Source organism: Sporosarcina thermotolerans (assembly GCF_030067815.1).
In the GTDB taxonomy this organism is placed as follows: Bacteria; Bacillota; Bacilli; order Bacillales_A; family Planococcaceae; genus Sporosarcina; species Sporosarcina thermotolerans.
Genome location: NZ_CP125968.1, coordinates 952,899 through 967,669, shown reverse-complemented (window position 1 = coordinate 967,669; position 14,771 = coordinate 952,899). Strand labels below are relative to the sequence as shown.

Sequence of the window (14,771 nt, the reverse complement as noted above, 5' to 3'; positions counted from 1 at the left end):
CCGACAGGCATAAGATGGATTGACGAAGCGGCGCTCTTTGCCGCACAGTCAATACGGCTTATGACCCGAGGGCCTGGTCGTTGCAGCTGGACATCGAAAAGCGGAAGGCGCCTGCTTAGATGCGACAGGCATAAGGCGAAGATGCAGAGTGGCGGTCTTTGCCACGCAGCGGCTTTGACTTATGACCCGAGCATCTGGCGCCTGCAGCTGGACAATAACGCCACAAAAAAATCTCCCGCATAGCAAGTATGCGGGAGATTTTTGTTATGACTGTATTTGCGGGTCATTTGCAGGTGGCGCGAGGGCTTTCAGCATTTCCAAACGGGATTTCGTAGCTGTTGCCGAAACACCCAACTTCGCCAAGTTGGAGATGATTTTTTTCAAATCAACTTTTTCTTTCGCCATCTTTTCCACCTCGACCTTTCTATATAATGTTGACGTGTCGTTGCTTTGGTAAGTTTCATCAACATGAAATTCATGCCAATTATCATCTATACACATCATACCACTCCTGTCCACTTTTAAATCTTTCAATTATGTTACAGATTGTTCGCTTTTTGTAAATACTTTATACATGTATTGAAAATAAAGCTTGCTTCACACTAATTTCACAAAAAATAGTCATCTATTTGACATACCCTACGCGGGTACCGTAATATGAATATAGAAGGAGGCGGTACATTGACTAAGGACTTGATAAATGATGTGGCTGACGAGCAATCTGAACCTTCTTGCGGAAAAAGGAAAAGCCATCATCCTGAAAGTGTTAAGACGAATATGGTCCACCGGTTAAATCGGATTGAGGGCCAAATTCGCGGCATTAAGGGAATGATTGAAGCGGATACTTACTGTGATGATATCATTACACAATTATCGGCCACCCAATCGGCTTTAAATAGCGTCGCAAGAATACTGTTGGACGGTCATTTGAAAGGCTGTGTCAAAGATCGGCTCGCTGAAGGTGATGATGAAGTGCTTGAAGAACTGAGCGTTACCATCTCAAAATTAATGCGAAAATAAGGAGGAACAAATCATGGCAGATAAAGCAGTTTTAAATGTTAAAGGCATGTCTTGCGGACATTGCGTAAAGGCAGTAGAAGAAAGTGTCGGCAAAATGGCTGGAGTAAATGCAGTTAGCGTCGATTTAAAAGCAGCTACTGTTGCTGTTGATTTTGAAAGCTCCCAAACAAGTGTGCAACATATTACTGAAACAATTGAAGATCAAGGATATGACGTTGTCTAACTGCGGATTTCCGCAGTTTCTTTTGGAATTTTATATACCCCCCGAGGGTAATAAATAATAAAGAAGGTGCATTGAAATGAGTGAAGTGAAAAGGGATATTTCCATTACCGGTATGACATGCGCCGCTTGTGCTAATCGTGTAGAGAAAGGTCTACAACGAATGGACGGCATTGGCTCTGCGACTGTGAACTTCGCCACCGAAAAGGCAGCCGTTTCATTTGATAATGAAAAGGTTGATATCCAAGCAATCCAGGAAAAAATAAAATCATTAGGATATGACACTGTCAAAGAAGAGGCAGACTTACAAATTTCCGGAATGACATGCGCCGCGTGTTCCGCACGAATCGAAAAAGGATTATCGCGCATGGAAGGTGTCCAGTTAGCGACTGTCAACTTAGCGCTTGAAACAGGGAAAGTTGAATATGACCCTTCTGTCATCAACCCTTCCGACCTGATTGCCAAGATTAAAAACATGGGGTATGACGCTGAATTAAAAAGCGAAATTCCTGAAGGTACCGAAGATCATCGTCAGAAAGAGATCCGACATAAAACAAGGCTGTTTATATTTCTGCGGCTCTCTCCTTCCCGCTTCTTTGGACGATGTTCTCTCATTTTTCATTCACATCATGGATGCCTGTTCCTGCTTGGCTGATGAACCCGTATGTGCAATGGTTACTTGCGACACCGGTTCAATTCGTCATTGGTTGGATGTTTTACAAAGGGGCTTTCTATGCCCTTCGCAATAAAAGCGCAAATATGGATGTCCTCGTTGCACTCGGAACGTCCGCCGCTTATTTCTATTCGGTCTATCTAGTATTGATCGGTTCCGATCACGGACTTTATTTCGAAACAAGTGCTGTATTAATTACGCTTATTTTACTTGGTAAAGTATTTGAAGCACGTGCAAAAGGACGTTCTTCGGATGCCATTAAGAAATTGATGGGCTTGCAGCCTACAATGGCGATTGTTGAAAAAGACGGCGAGATTACTGAAATCCCAATTGGTGACGTCCAAATCGGAGATGTCCTTGTCATTCGCCCTGGCTCATCCATTCCTGTTGATGCCGAAGTGATTGCTGGGGAATCTGCAGTTGATGAGTCTATGTTGACCGGTGAAAGTTTACCAGTCGATAAAAAGGTCGGTGACGATGTATTTGCGGCCACCGTGAATTCAAATGGTTCTTTACGAGTCCGTGCGAAGAAAATCGGCAAGGACACTGTACTTTCGAACATCATCCGCGTCGTGGAAGAGGCACAAGGTTCGAAAGCCCCTATCCAGCGGCTCGCTGATCAGATTTCCGGTATTTTCGTACCCATCGTTGTAGGCATAGCCGTTGTTACATTTTTGATATGGTATTTCATCGCTTCACCAGGCAATTTTGCGGAAGCATTAACTGCTATGATTGCTGTTCTCGTTATCGCCTGTCCTTGTGCCCTTGGACTTGCAACTCCAACTTCGATTATGGCAGGATCAGGACGTGCAGCGGAGCAAGGGGTTTTATTCAAAACTGCTGAAGCGATGGAGCAGACAAAAGCGGTCGACACGGTCGTGTTGGATAAGACCGGAACGATTACAAAAGGCATTCCTGAAGTGACAGATTTTCTTGTCTCTGAAGACGCAGATCGACAACAACTAATAGCCTATGCAGCTGCAGCGGAAAGTGATTCTGAGCATCCAGTTGCAAAGGCAATTACATCATTTGGTTTGAATGAAGTTGAAAAACTGCCTGCTGATGAGCAATTTGAGGCGATTCCAGGACACGGCATTCGAAGTGTTATCGAAGGTTCGACCGTTTTAATGGGTACGCGGAAATTGCTTGCTGATCAAGGTATTGATCTAAATGTGGATATAGCCGAAGTTGAAAAACTCGAAAACGAAGGAAAGACAGTCATGTATATGGCAGTGGATGGCAAGCATGTAGCGACGATCGCAGTAGCTGATACTTTGAAAGAGACATCCAAACAAGCGATTCTTGAACTTCGCGATATGGGTCTTGACGTCATCATGCTTACTGGCGACCAGGAACGAACTGCGAAAGCGATTGCGGCGGAGGCCGGAATTGACCATGTTATTGCTGGTGTCCTGCCGGAACGCAAAGCTGAAGTCGTCGCTTCGCTTCAGGCGGAAGGAAAGCGTGTAGCTATGGTCGGTGACGGCATTAACGATGCACCTGCTTTGGCTGTTGCCGACATTGGAATGGCAATGGGAACAGGAACTGCGGTTGCAATGGAGGCTGCGGATGTTACATTGATGCACGGTGATTTGTTACGTGTAGCTGATACGATCCGCATGAGCCGGTTGACTGTACGCAATATTAAGCAAAACCTGTTTTGGGCGCTCGCCTATAACACGGTCGGCATCCCGATTGCCGCAGTGGGCTTCCTCGCACCATGGGTTGCAGGAGCAGCAATGGCTTTCAGTTCGGTGTCAGTTGTGTTGAATGCATTGCGTTTGCAAAGAGTGAAGTTGAGATAAGTGTGTGTATCGTACGCCCCCTTTGCCACGATGGCGGAGGGGGTTTTTGGTTGTTATCACCGACTCTCAGGGGGTTATCACCGACTCGTGGGTTTATAACCGACTCTCGGGAGGTTATCACCGACTCTCGGGAGGTTATCACCGACTCTCGGGAGGTTATCACCGACTCTCGGCAATTTATCACCGACTCTCAAGAGTTTATCACCGACTCTCATCACTTTATCACCGACTCTCTATTTCCCGCACAAAAAAGGATGGGTTTTCCAACATGCTACGTAAGAATATGGACAAGTTTGGACAACCTTTGTTCAATGGATGTCGTTTCCCAACACATATCTCTTTGAACCTGGCAAGATAAATGAGTAAAATAGCAGTATTGATAGTTACAGAAAGCGGGTTGTCATATGAAAAAATCGATTCTTCTATTGATGTCCGTCCAATTTTTCGTTTATCTTGGATTTGGCATTATTATACCAATCTTGCCGGAAGTGATTGTGCAACAAAATCTTTCCGAAATTCATGTGGGTGGATTGCTCACTGTTTATTCGCTCGCTTCATTCTTTACAGCACCGTTTTGGGGTTCATTTTCCGATCGGACAGGCCGTAAGAAACTAATTATCGTAGGTCTTATCGGTTTCAGTCTTAGTTTTTTCCTATTCGCCTTCTTCATTGAAAACCTTACAATGCTGTACCTTTCACGGGTAGTTGGGGGTATCTTCTCCGGTGCGCTATATACGGCTGTTACAGGATTTGTCGGGGATATGACGACAGAGGAAAATCGGAATAAGTACATGGGCCTGCTTGGCATGTCTATCGGACTTGGATTCATTTTCGGACCAGCAATCGGTGGTGTGTTAGGTCACTCTAACATGCAATTGCCTTTTCTTGCTTCAGGCATATTGACGCTTCTATTGGTTATTTACACGGTTGCCATCCTGAAAGAGCCTGAACGTCTTGGCGAGGCCAACAAACGAACATGGCTACCGAAAGGCGGAGCAACACTTTGGCAATATCGGATACGAAACTTGTTTTTAGTCTCCTTTATGGTGACATTGATCTTAGCGGGGATTGAGTCCACATTCCAATTGTTCCAGATTTCAGCTATCGAAATTACACCAAAGCAAGTCGGGTATCTATTCATGGCGAGTGGATTTGTCGACGCGGCCATTCAAGGTGGCGTTGTGCGCCGCGTTAAGAACGGTTCGGAAACCAAATGGATACTAAGTGGCCAGATTGTCACTGCGGCAGGACTGATATTAATACCTTTCACAGGTAGCCTATTTTGGGCAGGTGTCGCATTAGCCGTTTTCACTGCAGGAAACGCTCTATCACGGACAATACTTGTTTCACTGACATCTAAGGAATCGGGTGGGAAATACGGTACAGCCGCTGGTATGACGTATTCCATGGACAATATGGGACGCATCATCGGGCCACTTTTATTCACATGGCTATTCACAAGAATGACAGGCGAAATCTATTACATTTCTGCAGCTCTCGCCATTATTTCCATCGTCTTCATTTTCATGTATAGAAAGTCTTCGAAAACATTGCGGTCAGTGTAAATAGAAAAGGCATAACATTGAACAAACAATGTTATGCCTTTTCTTAAACTATAATTACAAATACCCCAAAAACGCATCCTTCTTAATAGCGCGCTTCGGAATATTATTGTTCCGGAGATAGTCAGAAATATCACCAACCATTGACTTCGGTCCGCAATAAAGTATTTGCCATTGTCCTTATATAAATTGATAAAGGTTTAATTTCCAATAATAAATAATTTCATTTCATCAGAAATGATTGAAGTGTCCCATGGATGCCAGAAATAGGTGTCTCCATCGAACTGCATATAATATTGATAGGCAATAGGTGCTTCTGTGTAAAAAATCATTTTATAAAATGTGGGATCCCCTGTTTTTAGGTTCCGTTGGAAATTTGGATTTTCTTCACTATTTACTAATAATTGAAGGAAGCTATTAATTTCGTCGTCCATCGTCAATTCAGAAATAAGTTTATCCCCTTCCGGTAGATGCGAATGGTATATCTCAATTCTGTCGACTTTTTCAATAGGCATATCTTTAAAATGCCATTTGTAGTCAGTATCTTCACGTGAATAATATACTTTATAGCCATTTATAGTGTGAGTGTCCTTCACAGCTATTAGATCTGAGTGATTCTTAATCTTTAAAATCACGGTCCCTTTATCATGGAAAGCCGCATCCCCGTTTTTGATTTTATAGTTTGGGTTCGTTACATTACCCACTACTTTAAATTTAACCGTGCCAATCTGTTCTCCTACATAATCTTCGTCAGCCAAAACCCCAGAATAGATTCCATTGTATTCTTTTCCATTCAACTTAATAAAATCAACCCATTCAATTCTACTTTGCCCCCCGAATGGTAATGACCGACAGCCTGTTAGTAACAGTAAACTAAAAACCAGAATGATCATACTCATTTTCTTCAATGAAATCTTCCCCTTTAACAATAAGACGAAAATTCATGGCATTTCGTTACATTTCAACCCAACAGTGCAAAATGATTTAAAAGAAACGGGGTTACCGGTGACAATAAGCAAGCCACCGATTCCCCCGCTACGTTTTTTGGTAAGGATATCTACAGTATCAATTAATCAACCGTAACCGCCAAGCTCTTAATCTTCAATGATGGTGAACCGATATATCCGCTGGAGCCCATTGGTGAGAAGATCAGGACTACCGATTTCCTCAATGTCTTGGAGGACTTCAAAGAAGTTCCCGGCTACCGTCATCTGCTTCGTCGGGCCGACAATCTTGCCATCCTTTACGTAATAGCCGTCAGCCGCCAATGAAAAGTCGCCGAAATCGGATGCGCTCCAGAATGCAGACCAGCTAAACCGGTAATGATGATGCCTTCGTCAAACTCCCCGTAAAGTTGCTCATAGGTTTGAGGTGCAGGTTCAATATAGAAATTGGATGGGCTTACTTCGACGGATCCCTTATAAGAACTGCGATGCGCATGGCCTGTAGTCTCCACGCCATCCTTTTTAGCAGTTTTCAAGTTATGGAAGTAGGTTTGTAAGTTTCCTTCCTCAACAATGCTAAGCTTTCGCGTCGGTACCCCTTCCGAATCGAATGTCGAACTTTGGATTCCCTCAGGAAGAAACGGGTTGTCAATCAGATTCACATGATCTGCCGCAATCTTCTCGCCTAACTTTCCTTTTAGTCGGGATCTGTTATCCTGTACGGCTTGGGCCGAGAAAGAGGATGTGAACGTAGCCAACAGGGAAGCTGCTGCTTTATTTTTCAATACAACCGGGTATTTTTTATTCGGATAATTTCTTTCTCCCAACATGCTTAAGCCTTGTTCAACTACCTCTTTAACAATCGCATCTGCATCAAGCTCATTAAAATCTTTTGTGATCCTAAAAACTGATCCGGATTTTAATTCACCATTTTCCTCGACGAAAATCGAGACGTAAAAGAATAAAGAGTTATTCGCTTCTCTTAACTCAAGCCCTTTATCATGGTAGAGACCTTTTTCCGATCTCTGGTATCGCATTTGGGATGAAGTGACCTTTGTTACACGGTGGTCATACGATAGGATTTTCTTCTCCACTTCTTGTAAGAATCCAATCATATCTTCCGGCTTTACTGCATCTAATTCCGGACTGTAGAACTGAGTTTCCGCATACTCCGCTTCTTCTGTGAATAACTCTTCCGGTTCATTTTCGATCAGTTCTGCATTCTCCGCTGCATTTTTCAGTAGGAATGAGACAGATTCCTCATCAAACTTTTCCGTATAGGCGTAACCCGTTTTCCCATTATACAATCCCCTTACAGATGCACCTTGAACATCGGAAAAGTCGTATTTATCCACTTCCCCTTCATACAACCCGATCGAAAGACTCTCTCTTTTCTCATAGTAGAGTTCAAGATCGGTAAAACCTATATTTTGGCCCTCCGCAAACAGTCGTTCTTTCAATTGTTCAATGCTCATTTTATTATGCCTCCTTTCCGCCGACCGTGATTTCACTGACACGTACCATCGGTTGCCCGACATTCACTGGTAAACTACCACTTGATGAACCGCACATTCCTGCACCATGGCCTAAATTATTTCCGACACGGTCGATATTCAGGATCGTTTTTGCTCCGTTCCCGATCAAAGTCGCCCCTCGAATGGGCTTCTCAATTTTTCCGTTTTTGACCAAGTACGCCTCATTGACTGCAAAGTTGAAATCTCCTGTTCCAGGATTGACCGAACCGCCGCCCATGTATTTCGCGTAAATGCCGTATTCTGTGTCCGCTATGATTTCTTCAGGCGTGGATTTTCCTGGAGCAATATACGTATTAGTCATCCGTGATGTTGGTGCAAATCTGTACGATTGTCTCCGGCTTGAGCCTGTGGACTCCATTCCCATCCGTCTTCCGTTTAATTTATCAATCATGTAACCTTTTAGAATACCGTCTTCAATGAGTACATTTTTTCGGGACTTTTCACCTTCATCGTCAATATTGAGTGAGCCCCATTCGTTTTCAAGTGTCCCGTCGTCAATATATGTAACAAGATCTGACGCTACTTTTTGTCCTAATTTATTCGCAAAAACAGAAGCGTTTTTTGCTACTGAAGTCGCTTCAAGGCTGTGGCCGCATGCTTCATGGAAAATCACGCCGCCAAATTCATTGTCGATAATGACAGGGAATTTCCCGCTTGGTGCCGGATCCGCATGTAGCATCGTTTTAGCAATCCGAGCAGATTCCTTCGCATAATGATTGAGGTCTAGGTTTTCGATAAACTCGAAGCCTTGGTATGCGCCAGGGCCATAAAAACCGGTCTGCATATCCGTCCCATCTGAAGCGACGGATACCATAGACATCCGGCTTCTTACCCGCTGATCCTCAACAAATTTCCCTTCTGAGTTGGCAATAAGCACATTTTGCTCCTCGTCAATCAAGTTAATGATTGCTTGCACAATTTCCGAATCGTAGTTTCTAATGATTTCATTCGCATTCCGCATCACGGAAAGCTTACGGATTTTATCTGCTTCATTTGGCATGATTTTTATCGGGTGAAGCGTTGTAACCGATTCTTTCAAAAGCGGGATAATGCTTGTTTTCCCATCCTTCTTCCCTTGAATGGCTTTCGCAGCCGTACGAGCAGCTTTCAAAAGTCCCTCTCTTGAGAAGTCATTCGTGTAAGCATAGACGCTTTGTAACCCAAGGAACACCCTGATTCCCACACCAAAATCCCGCCCGGACAAATTTTTCTCCAGACGAGAATTTTGAAGGACCATATGATTCGTATACCGATCCTCAACAAAAACTTCCGAAAAATCGCCGCCCGTTTCAAGTGCAGCTTGCAACACATCTTCAATAAGCGCTTTGTTCAGCATAATTTTCCCCCAGTTCCTATTTTTCTAATAACGATGCATATAGATATACGAATAGTTATGAAAATAGTTTCATTTTTAAATATTCAGGGCCTAATCATTACGAATAGGCCACTATAATATCCCTTAATTCGCCATGATACGGTTTCTCGTTAAAAGCTCAAAAGCCTTTTTTACATCAATATCCTCAACAATATGCTCCGGTGTCCACGGAATATAGACATGCGGCGCTATGCCAACACCCGTCATGCCCTGCCTTTTATCAATTCGGGAAAGGCGCGACGACGGATACATCAGCTCAAACCCTTCGTTCCATCTCGCGGTCACCAAGTTCGCGTAATCATTCAGCCCCATTGTCGCTCTGCCGATGACGGTCACTTTACTCGACTTCTTTACGCCTTCTACAAATGAATCACCTGAACTGCCACAGAAGACATCTGCCAACACGATGACTGAAGAAGGATGTTTGGACCCTTTTACGAACGTATCGCCTACAATATCACCAAAGTCGAATTCGACGAAACCCTTCCCACGATTCCTCTCCCATTCCCGCTTGAAGACATTCAAGAACCACTGACCTTGCTCACCTTTCGTACTCGCAAGCACCTCATCCAGTTCAGATAGGATTCGACTTGCACTCGCTTCCGTGCAATTGAACAGCATTGTGTTCTCCGGATCCGCGAGCTCGATGCCCTCTTCAGGGACTAAGTATGGAATAAACGGATGGAAGCTTGAATCGCTACCACCATAATTTACACGAACGTCAATAATCCACTTATCCGTCATATCAAGGAGCTGCTTATTCTCCTCGACCAGTTTCACGATGGCATCCGGATTTGCAAAGTCGGTCATCGTAATAAAAGCGACCCCATCTCTTTCTTCCACCGAATAGGTCGGCACATAAGGCTTCTTCTCATACTGGTTGAATTGTAAAGTCCAACTTTCATTTTCATCTGCAATTTCGCCCTCGCTATAAAGCATGAGGATCGGAGCCCAATTTTCTCGTTCAGCATGATTTTCGTTCAACAACCGGTGATGACGATCCTTCAATTCCGGAATGCTATATCCCCAATCGAAACGAAACTCATTTTAGGTTGAAGCCGGTCCTCCGAATCGACTTCCGTAACGTACAATCGATCTCCGTAGCGGCGTACTTTGAAACCACGACTTTTTGGTTTTTCATCTTCCGCATTTTCCATAATGAAATGGATATGTTGATCGTTGAAGTCTAACAGGTACTCTTCAACAATTTCCTTGAATTCCTTCTTCGACAGCTGTGCATCCCCCTTAATCATCTTAAGGAAATGCTCAGGTCTGTCACATCCTCGCTTATCATTGCAACCAGCGTAGTCGTTGTGCATGATTTGAATAATTTCTTTAAAGATCGTTTCCATTCCCTAAGCCCCATTCTACTGTTCTTGCACGATTTCAGATTTTACGTTTTTTGTTTTATCCAGCTCCGGATGCGCCATCCGCATGGCAGAAGGTCTGATCATGATAAAGACAGTGCCGATTAACAAAAGACTTGATACAAGCAGGATCCATTGCGCAGGTAAAATGTCGTAGAGGAACCCGTAAATTACCATACCAAGAGGCATTAATGCCATCGCCATCGTTTCAAGAATCGAAAATACCCGTCCTTTGAAATCATCATCGATCATCTTTTGCATCATAACCATCATTGGCGTATTTACGATAATTTGCGTGACCCCAAAGGTGAACATCAGCGTTGCGTAATAGGCGAACATCACAGTGTAGGGCAATTCAAAAAATAGAGGTAAGCCAATTCCAGCCATGATCAACCCCATCACCAGAACTCCCCTCTTTGCTACTAACATTGGGTATTTCACTTCTTTTTTCACCGATAAATAAATGGACATCAACAACATTCCGACTGCGAATGCCCCCTCGGTGAATCCGAAATGCTGTGGGGCCATTTTCATTTTTTCAATCAAGATGAATGAATAGCCGACCAAGAAAGCTCCAAAAAGAAAATTGATGACAAGTGAGACCCAGATGATCGCCATTACAATTGGCTGCAACTTCAAATAGGAAAGGCCCGCCTTCATACTTTGAAGCATTGATTCCTTCTTCTCACCTTCCACCACTTTTTTCCGTTTTGCAAACAGCTTAAAATTCATCGTCGACTCAAGGATGACTGCAATTGCGGAAGCCGTCATGTACATGATGAGGAAGACGGGCAACGTAACGTAGCCGTAGAGCAGTCCACCTACCGCTGGGCTGGCAATTGCCGCGAATGAAATCGACATTTGATTGAGCGACATCGCTCTTTGGATCCTTGCTTCATCGACAAGACCTGTTATGGAAGAGCTGAAAGTTACTCCCGAAAATGTGGACGTAAGAGACAATATGACAGTCGTTGTATAAATTGCCAGTAAAGAGATGCCTGATGTCAAGCTCACAGCAAGAAGACCTCCGATTGCCAACGTGGTGGCTATCTGCGCTGTAATGACAATCGTTTTCCTCGAGTACCTATCCGCAACATAACCGGCAAAAGGTGCCATAAGTGTTCGGGGCAAAATGCTGCAAATCAAGTTTGTTGCAAAGCTTGTCGCAGACCCGTCAATTGTAAAATGTAAAAACTAACAGCAAATGCATATACTTGCGCGCCAAATGATGAAATGAGTTTGCTAATTGTAAACGTCCAAAGATGATACGTCGCCCTTTTCAATTTTAAAACTTCGCTCAAAAGTGTCACTCCATTCAGTCAATTTAATAAGATTAAACAAATAATACCACGCCCCCTCTTCCATTACAACAGAAAGTTTAATATAATTAAACAAAGGCAATGATTTATTGTATGAACGCTGTGCGTGAAATGAAACGGGGACAATTGAATCATTGCAATGATTCAGAAGTTCTCGTTGATTACTGGAAAGTTCTCATTAAAAGGCATAGAGTTCTCGTTTATCACCAGCAAGTTCTCATTAACTTGCAAGAATTCTCCTTTATCAAAGGGAAGTTCTCATTTACTCACAAAGAGTTCTCGTTTAGATAACATAATCGGAGGTGTTCCCCTGCAAACATTAGGCGAACGGATCAGGGTGCTGCGTAAACAGCGAAAACTTACATTGGAAGCATTGGCGGGAGAGCAGCTTACAAAAGGGATGCTCAGTTTAATCGAAAACAATAAAGCGAATCCATCGATGGAGAGCCTTTCTTATATCGCGGAGCGTCTTGGTATTGAAGTGTCCAAACTATTGGAGGAAGTGAACCCTCAGGAATTGCGGGATTTGTTGAAAACTGTGGAGAAGCTATTCACTGTTGAAGTTGACGAACTGAAGGATGAATATAAGCAGATTCTTGAATTAGTGGAGCCTTATGTGGAGAAATTGTCGCAGGGATATGAGGCGGCCAGGCTTTTGGAGATTTATAGCCGCGCCCTTTATTATGAGAAGAAGGATGGCTGGCAGGAACTTTTAAATAAGGCTGGGGCTATATATGACCAAATGAATATTATTCGTCGTCTTGCAGCGGTTGGTATGTTCCGATCGATGGTAAAATTCACGGAGCATGATTACGAAAGCGCGCTTGATATCTTATTGAAGGAGAGATCCGAAATAGAAGAGCGAAGCGTGTTCATCGACTCCCTCACCCGACTTGACTTCGACTATTTGGAGGCGGTGCTCCACTATGCAGTAGGTGATGCTGATGAGGCGATCCGCGTTATGAATGCAGGGATTGAATTTTCGAAGGAGAATCAGGTTTTCTATCGCATCGATCATTTGTACAGATTAGCGACATTCCATGCAATGATGAACGAGGATCTCGAGTCAATGGAATATTATGAACGTAAACTTTTGCTATATGGTGAGTTTGCTGATGATAAAGAAGTGATGTTTTTTACGATTTTCGCAAAGGTTCATTACTTAACATCATATAAAAAAGAGTATAAGGCGGCAATGGAGCTAATCGATGCCCATTATGAAGAACATAATCTTTCAAATTGGCATACCCCATATTCATACATGGAAAAAGGCAAGGTGCTTTATGGCCTTGGCAAATTCGAAGAGGCCCTATCCTGCTTCGGGAAAATTGTAATAGCGGATTACATCCACCATCCATTCGATCTATCCATCTTCTACGAAAAAGATGCCTATGCTGCCCTATGTTATTTGGAGTTAGGGGATAAAGCGGAGGCTCACCGGTCGATTGAGATTGCGGTGGACAATATATCCAGCATGCCGCGCACGCCTTATAAGGATTTCATTATGAAAACGTATGAGTCGATCCGGAAATAAATAAAACGCCGCAAAAGCGTAAAAGCTTTTGCGGCGTTTATTATTATGCTTCAATCGATTGATGTTCAATTGAACCGTTATAAATATCTTTATCCAATTCTCCATTCGCCCTCGCAGTTGCTACACCTGCGGTCATTGAACCACTAACGTTCAGTGCAGTTCGGCCCATATCGATGAGCGGTTCAACGGAAATCAATAGACCTGCCAGAGCAATTGGAAGATTCAATGCGGATAGGACGAGAATCGCAGCGAATGTTGCCCCACCGCCGACTCCTGCTACCCCGAACGAGCTGATCGCAACAACGACAATCAACGTGATAAGGAAAGTTGGTTCCAGCGGATTTTGCCCAACCGTCGGTGCAATCATAATTGCAAGCATCGCAGGGTAAACACCCGCACAACCATTCTGTCCGATTGATAGACCAAATGAGCCCGCGAAGTTTGCAACACCATCTGGAACACCGAGACGATCGGTTTGCGTTTTGATGTTAAGTGGTAATGCACCTGCACTGGATCTTGACGAGAAAGCAAATAGCAATGCTTCCGAAGTCTTCTTCACATACGTAATCGGATTGAGTCCAGAAATAGCGACGATCACTAAATGGATGATGAACATAATAATCAGCGCAACATAGGAAGCAAGAACAAATTTCCCTAGACTAAATATGGCTGCGAAATCTGAGGTTGCGACAGTCCTTGCGATGATTGCCAAAATCCCATAGGGCGTCAAACGTAAAACGATTCTAACGACACCCATAATTAAGGAATATAGAGCGTCAATTCCTTTTTTCACCAAGTTCGCATTTTCTTCATCACGTCTAACAAGTGCCAAATATGCAAATCCTAAGAACGCCGCGAAGATAACGACACCGATAGTAGAAGTCGGACGAGCACCAGTGAAGTCAAGGAATGGATTTGCTGGTAGAAGATCAAGAATTTGATTCGGCAATGCCTTATCTCCCATTCCAGCGGAACGCTCTTCTATAGAGAGACCTCTAGCAGTTTCTGCTTCTCCTTGGACAATTTCAGATGCATCCAAACCGAATAATAATGAAGCAGAGATTCCGACTACGGCTGCAATTGCAGTCGTTCCTACAAGAATCCCCAAAATCATTCCTGCCATCTTTCCGAAGTTCTTACCAATCGTTACCTTTGTAAAGGCACCAAGAATAGATATGAAAACGAGTGGCACGACAATCATTTGAAGAAGTTTCACATAGCCAGTACCAACGATATTAAACCAACTTACTGATTCAGAAAGAATCTCCGAATCGGCTCCATACGCAATATTCAATATGAACCCTAATAGTATTCCGAGCCCGAGACCCGTAAATACTCTTTTTGAAAACGAAACCTTTTTTCGGTGCATAGTATATAGAAGCCCAATCAGTAGCAAAAAGCTAACGATATTGATTAA

At 43.5% G+C, this 14,771-nt stretch carries 12 protein-coding genes and 2 pseudogenes; 5 read left to right on the top strand and 9 right to left on the bottom strand.

The window, feature by feature from the left end; all coding sequences use genetic code 11:
* Nucleotides 1–264 precede the first annotated feature (264 nt).
* Nucleotides 265–405 carry an Lmo0850 family protein gene (locus tag QNH10_RS05480; protein WP_283733817.1) on the bottom strand — a complete coding sequence of 47 codons (141 nt, stop codon included), beginning with the start codon at nt 403–405 and terminating at the stop codon, nt 265–267.
* Between the two features lie 372 nt (nt 406–777).
* Between QNH10_RS05480 and QNH10_RS05475 the strand changes: the two genes are divergently transcribed.
* From QNH10_RS05475 to QNH10_RS05460, 4 genes and pseudogenes are all read left to right on the top strand, one after another.
* A complete protein-coding gene (locus QNH10_RS05475; RefSeq protein WP_283734573.1) occupies nt 778–1,020 on the top strand; it encodes a metal-sensitive transcriptional regulator in 243 nt (80 codons plus the stop codon).
* A gap of 13 nt (nt 1,021–1,033) precedes the next feature.
* A complete protein-coding gene (gene copZ, locus QNH10_RS05470; RefSeq protein WP_283733816.1) occupies nt 1,034–1,243 on the top strand; it encodes a copper chaperone CopZ in 210 nt (69 codons plus the stop codon).
* Between the two features lie 76 nt (nt 1,244–1,319).
* Nucleotides 1,320–3,718 (top strand): annotated as a pseudogene (locus tag QNH10_RS05465) (heavy metal translocating P-type ATPase).
* Nucleotides 3,719–4,122: 404 nt separating this feature from the next.
* Complete coding sequence (locus QNH10_RS05460; RefSeq protein ID WP_283733815.1) at nt 4,123–5,283, top strand: MFS transporter; 1,161 nt, start codon at nt 4,123–4,125, stop codon at nt 5,281–5,283.
* Nucleotides 5,284–5,480: 197 nt separating this feature from the next.
* Here the strand turns inward: QNH10_RS05460 and QNH10_RS05450 are convergent, their stop codons facing one another.
* The 7 genes and pseudogenes from QNH10_RS05450 to QNH10_RS20485 form a co-directional block, all read right to left on the bottom strand.
* Nucleotides 5,481–6,188 carry a hypothetical protein gene (locus tag QNH10_RS05450; protein ID WP_283733814.1) on the bottom strand — a complete coding sequence of 236 codons (708 nt, stop codon included), beginning with the start codon at nt 6,186–6,188 and terminating at the stop codon, nt 5,481–5,483.
* Nucleotides 6,189–6,374: 186 nt separating this feature from the next.
* Nucleotides 6,375–7,699, bottom strand: a pseudogene (locus tag QNH10_RS05445) (TldD/PmbA family protein).
* Between the two features lie 4 nt (nt 7,700–7,703).
* On the bottom strand, nt 7,704–9,095 hold the full coding sequence (locus tag QNH10_RS05440; protein WP_283733813.1) for a TldD/PmbA family protein: 1,392 nt from the start codon (nt 9,093–9,095) through the stop codon (nt 7,704–7,706).
* 123 nt (nt 9,096–9,218) lie between these two features.
* A complete protein-coding gene (locus QNH10_RS05435) occupies nt 9,219–10,121 on the bottom strand; it encodes a S41 family peptidase (RefSeq protein WP_283733812.1) in 903 nt (300 codons plus the stop codon).
* Between the two features lie 17 nt (nt 10,122–10,138).
* Nucleotides 10,139–10,486, bottom strand: coding sequence for a hypothetical protein (locus tag QNH10_RS05430; RefSeq protein ID WP_283733811.1), 348 nt, complete (start codon nt 10,484–10,486; stop codon nt 10,139–10,141).
* 15 nt (nt 10,487–10,501) lie between these two features.
* A complete protein-coding gene (locus QNH10_RS05425) occupies nt 10,502–11,617 on the bottom strand; it encodes an MFS transporter (protein WP_347178042.1) in 1,116 nt (371 codons plus the stop codon).
* Nucleotides 11,618–11,643: 26 nt separating this feature from the next.
* Nucleotides 11,644–11,802, bottom strand: coding sequence for a hypothetical protein (locus QNH10_RS20485; RefSeq protein WP_347177998.1), 159 nt, complete (start codon nt 11,800–11,802; stop codon nt 11,644–11,646).
* A 355-nt stretch (nt 11,803–12,157) separates the two neighbouring features.
* Here QNH10_RS20485 and QNH10_RS05420 point away from each other — a divergent pair, with 355 nt between their 5' ends.
* A complete protein-coding gene (locus QNH10_RS05420) occupies nt 12,158–13,354 on the top strand; it encodes a helix-turn-helix domain-containing protein (RefSeq protein ID WP_283733810.1) in 1,197 nt (398 codons plus the stop codon).
* Nucleotides 13,355–13,397: 43 nt separating this feature from the next.
* Here the strand turns inward: QNH10_RS05420 and QNH10_RS05415 are convergent, their stop codons facing one another.
* Complete coding sequence (locus QNH10_RS05415; protein ID WP_283734572.1) at nt 13,398–14,723, bottom strand: L-cystine transporter; 1,326 nt, start codon at nt 14,721–14,723, stop codon at nt 13,398–13,400.
* Nucleotides 14,724–14,771 lie beyond the last annotated feature (48 nt).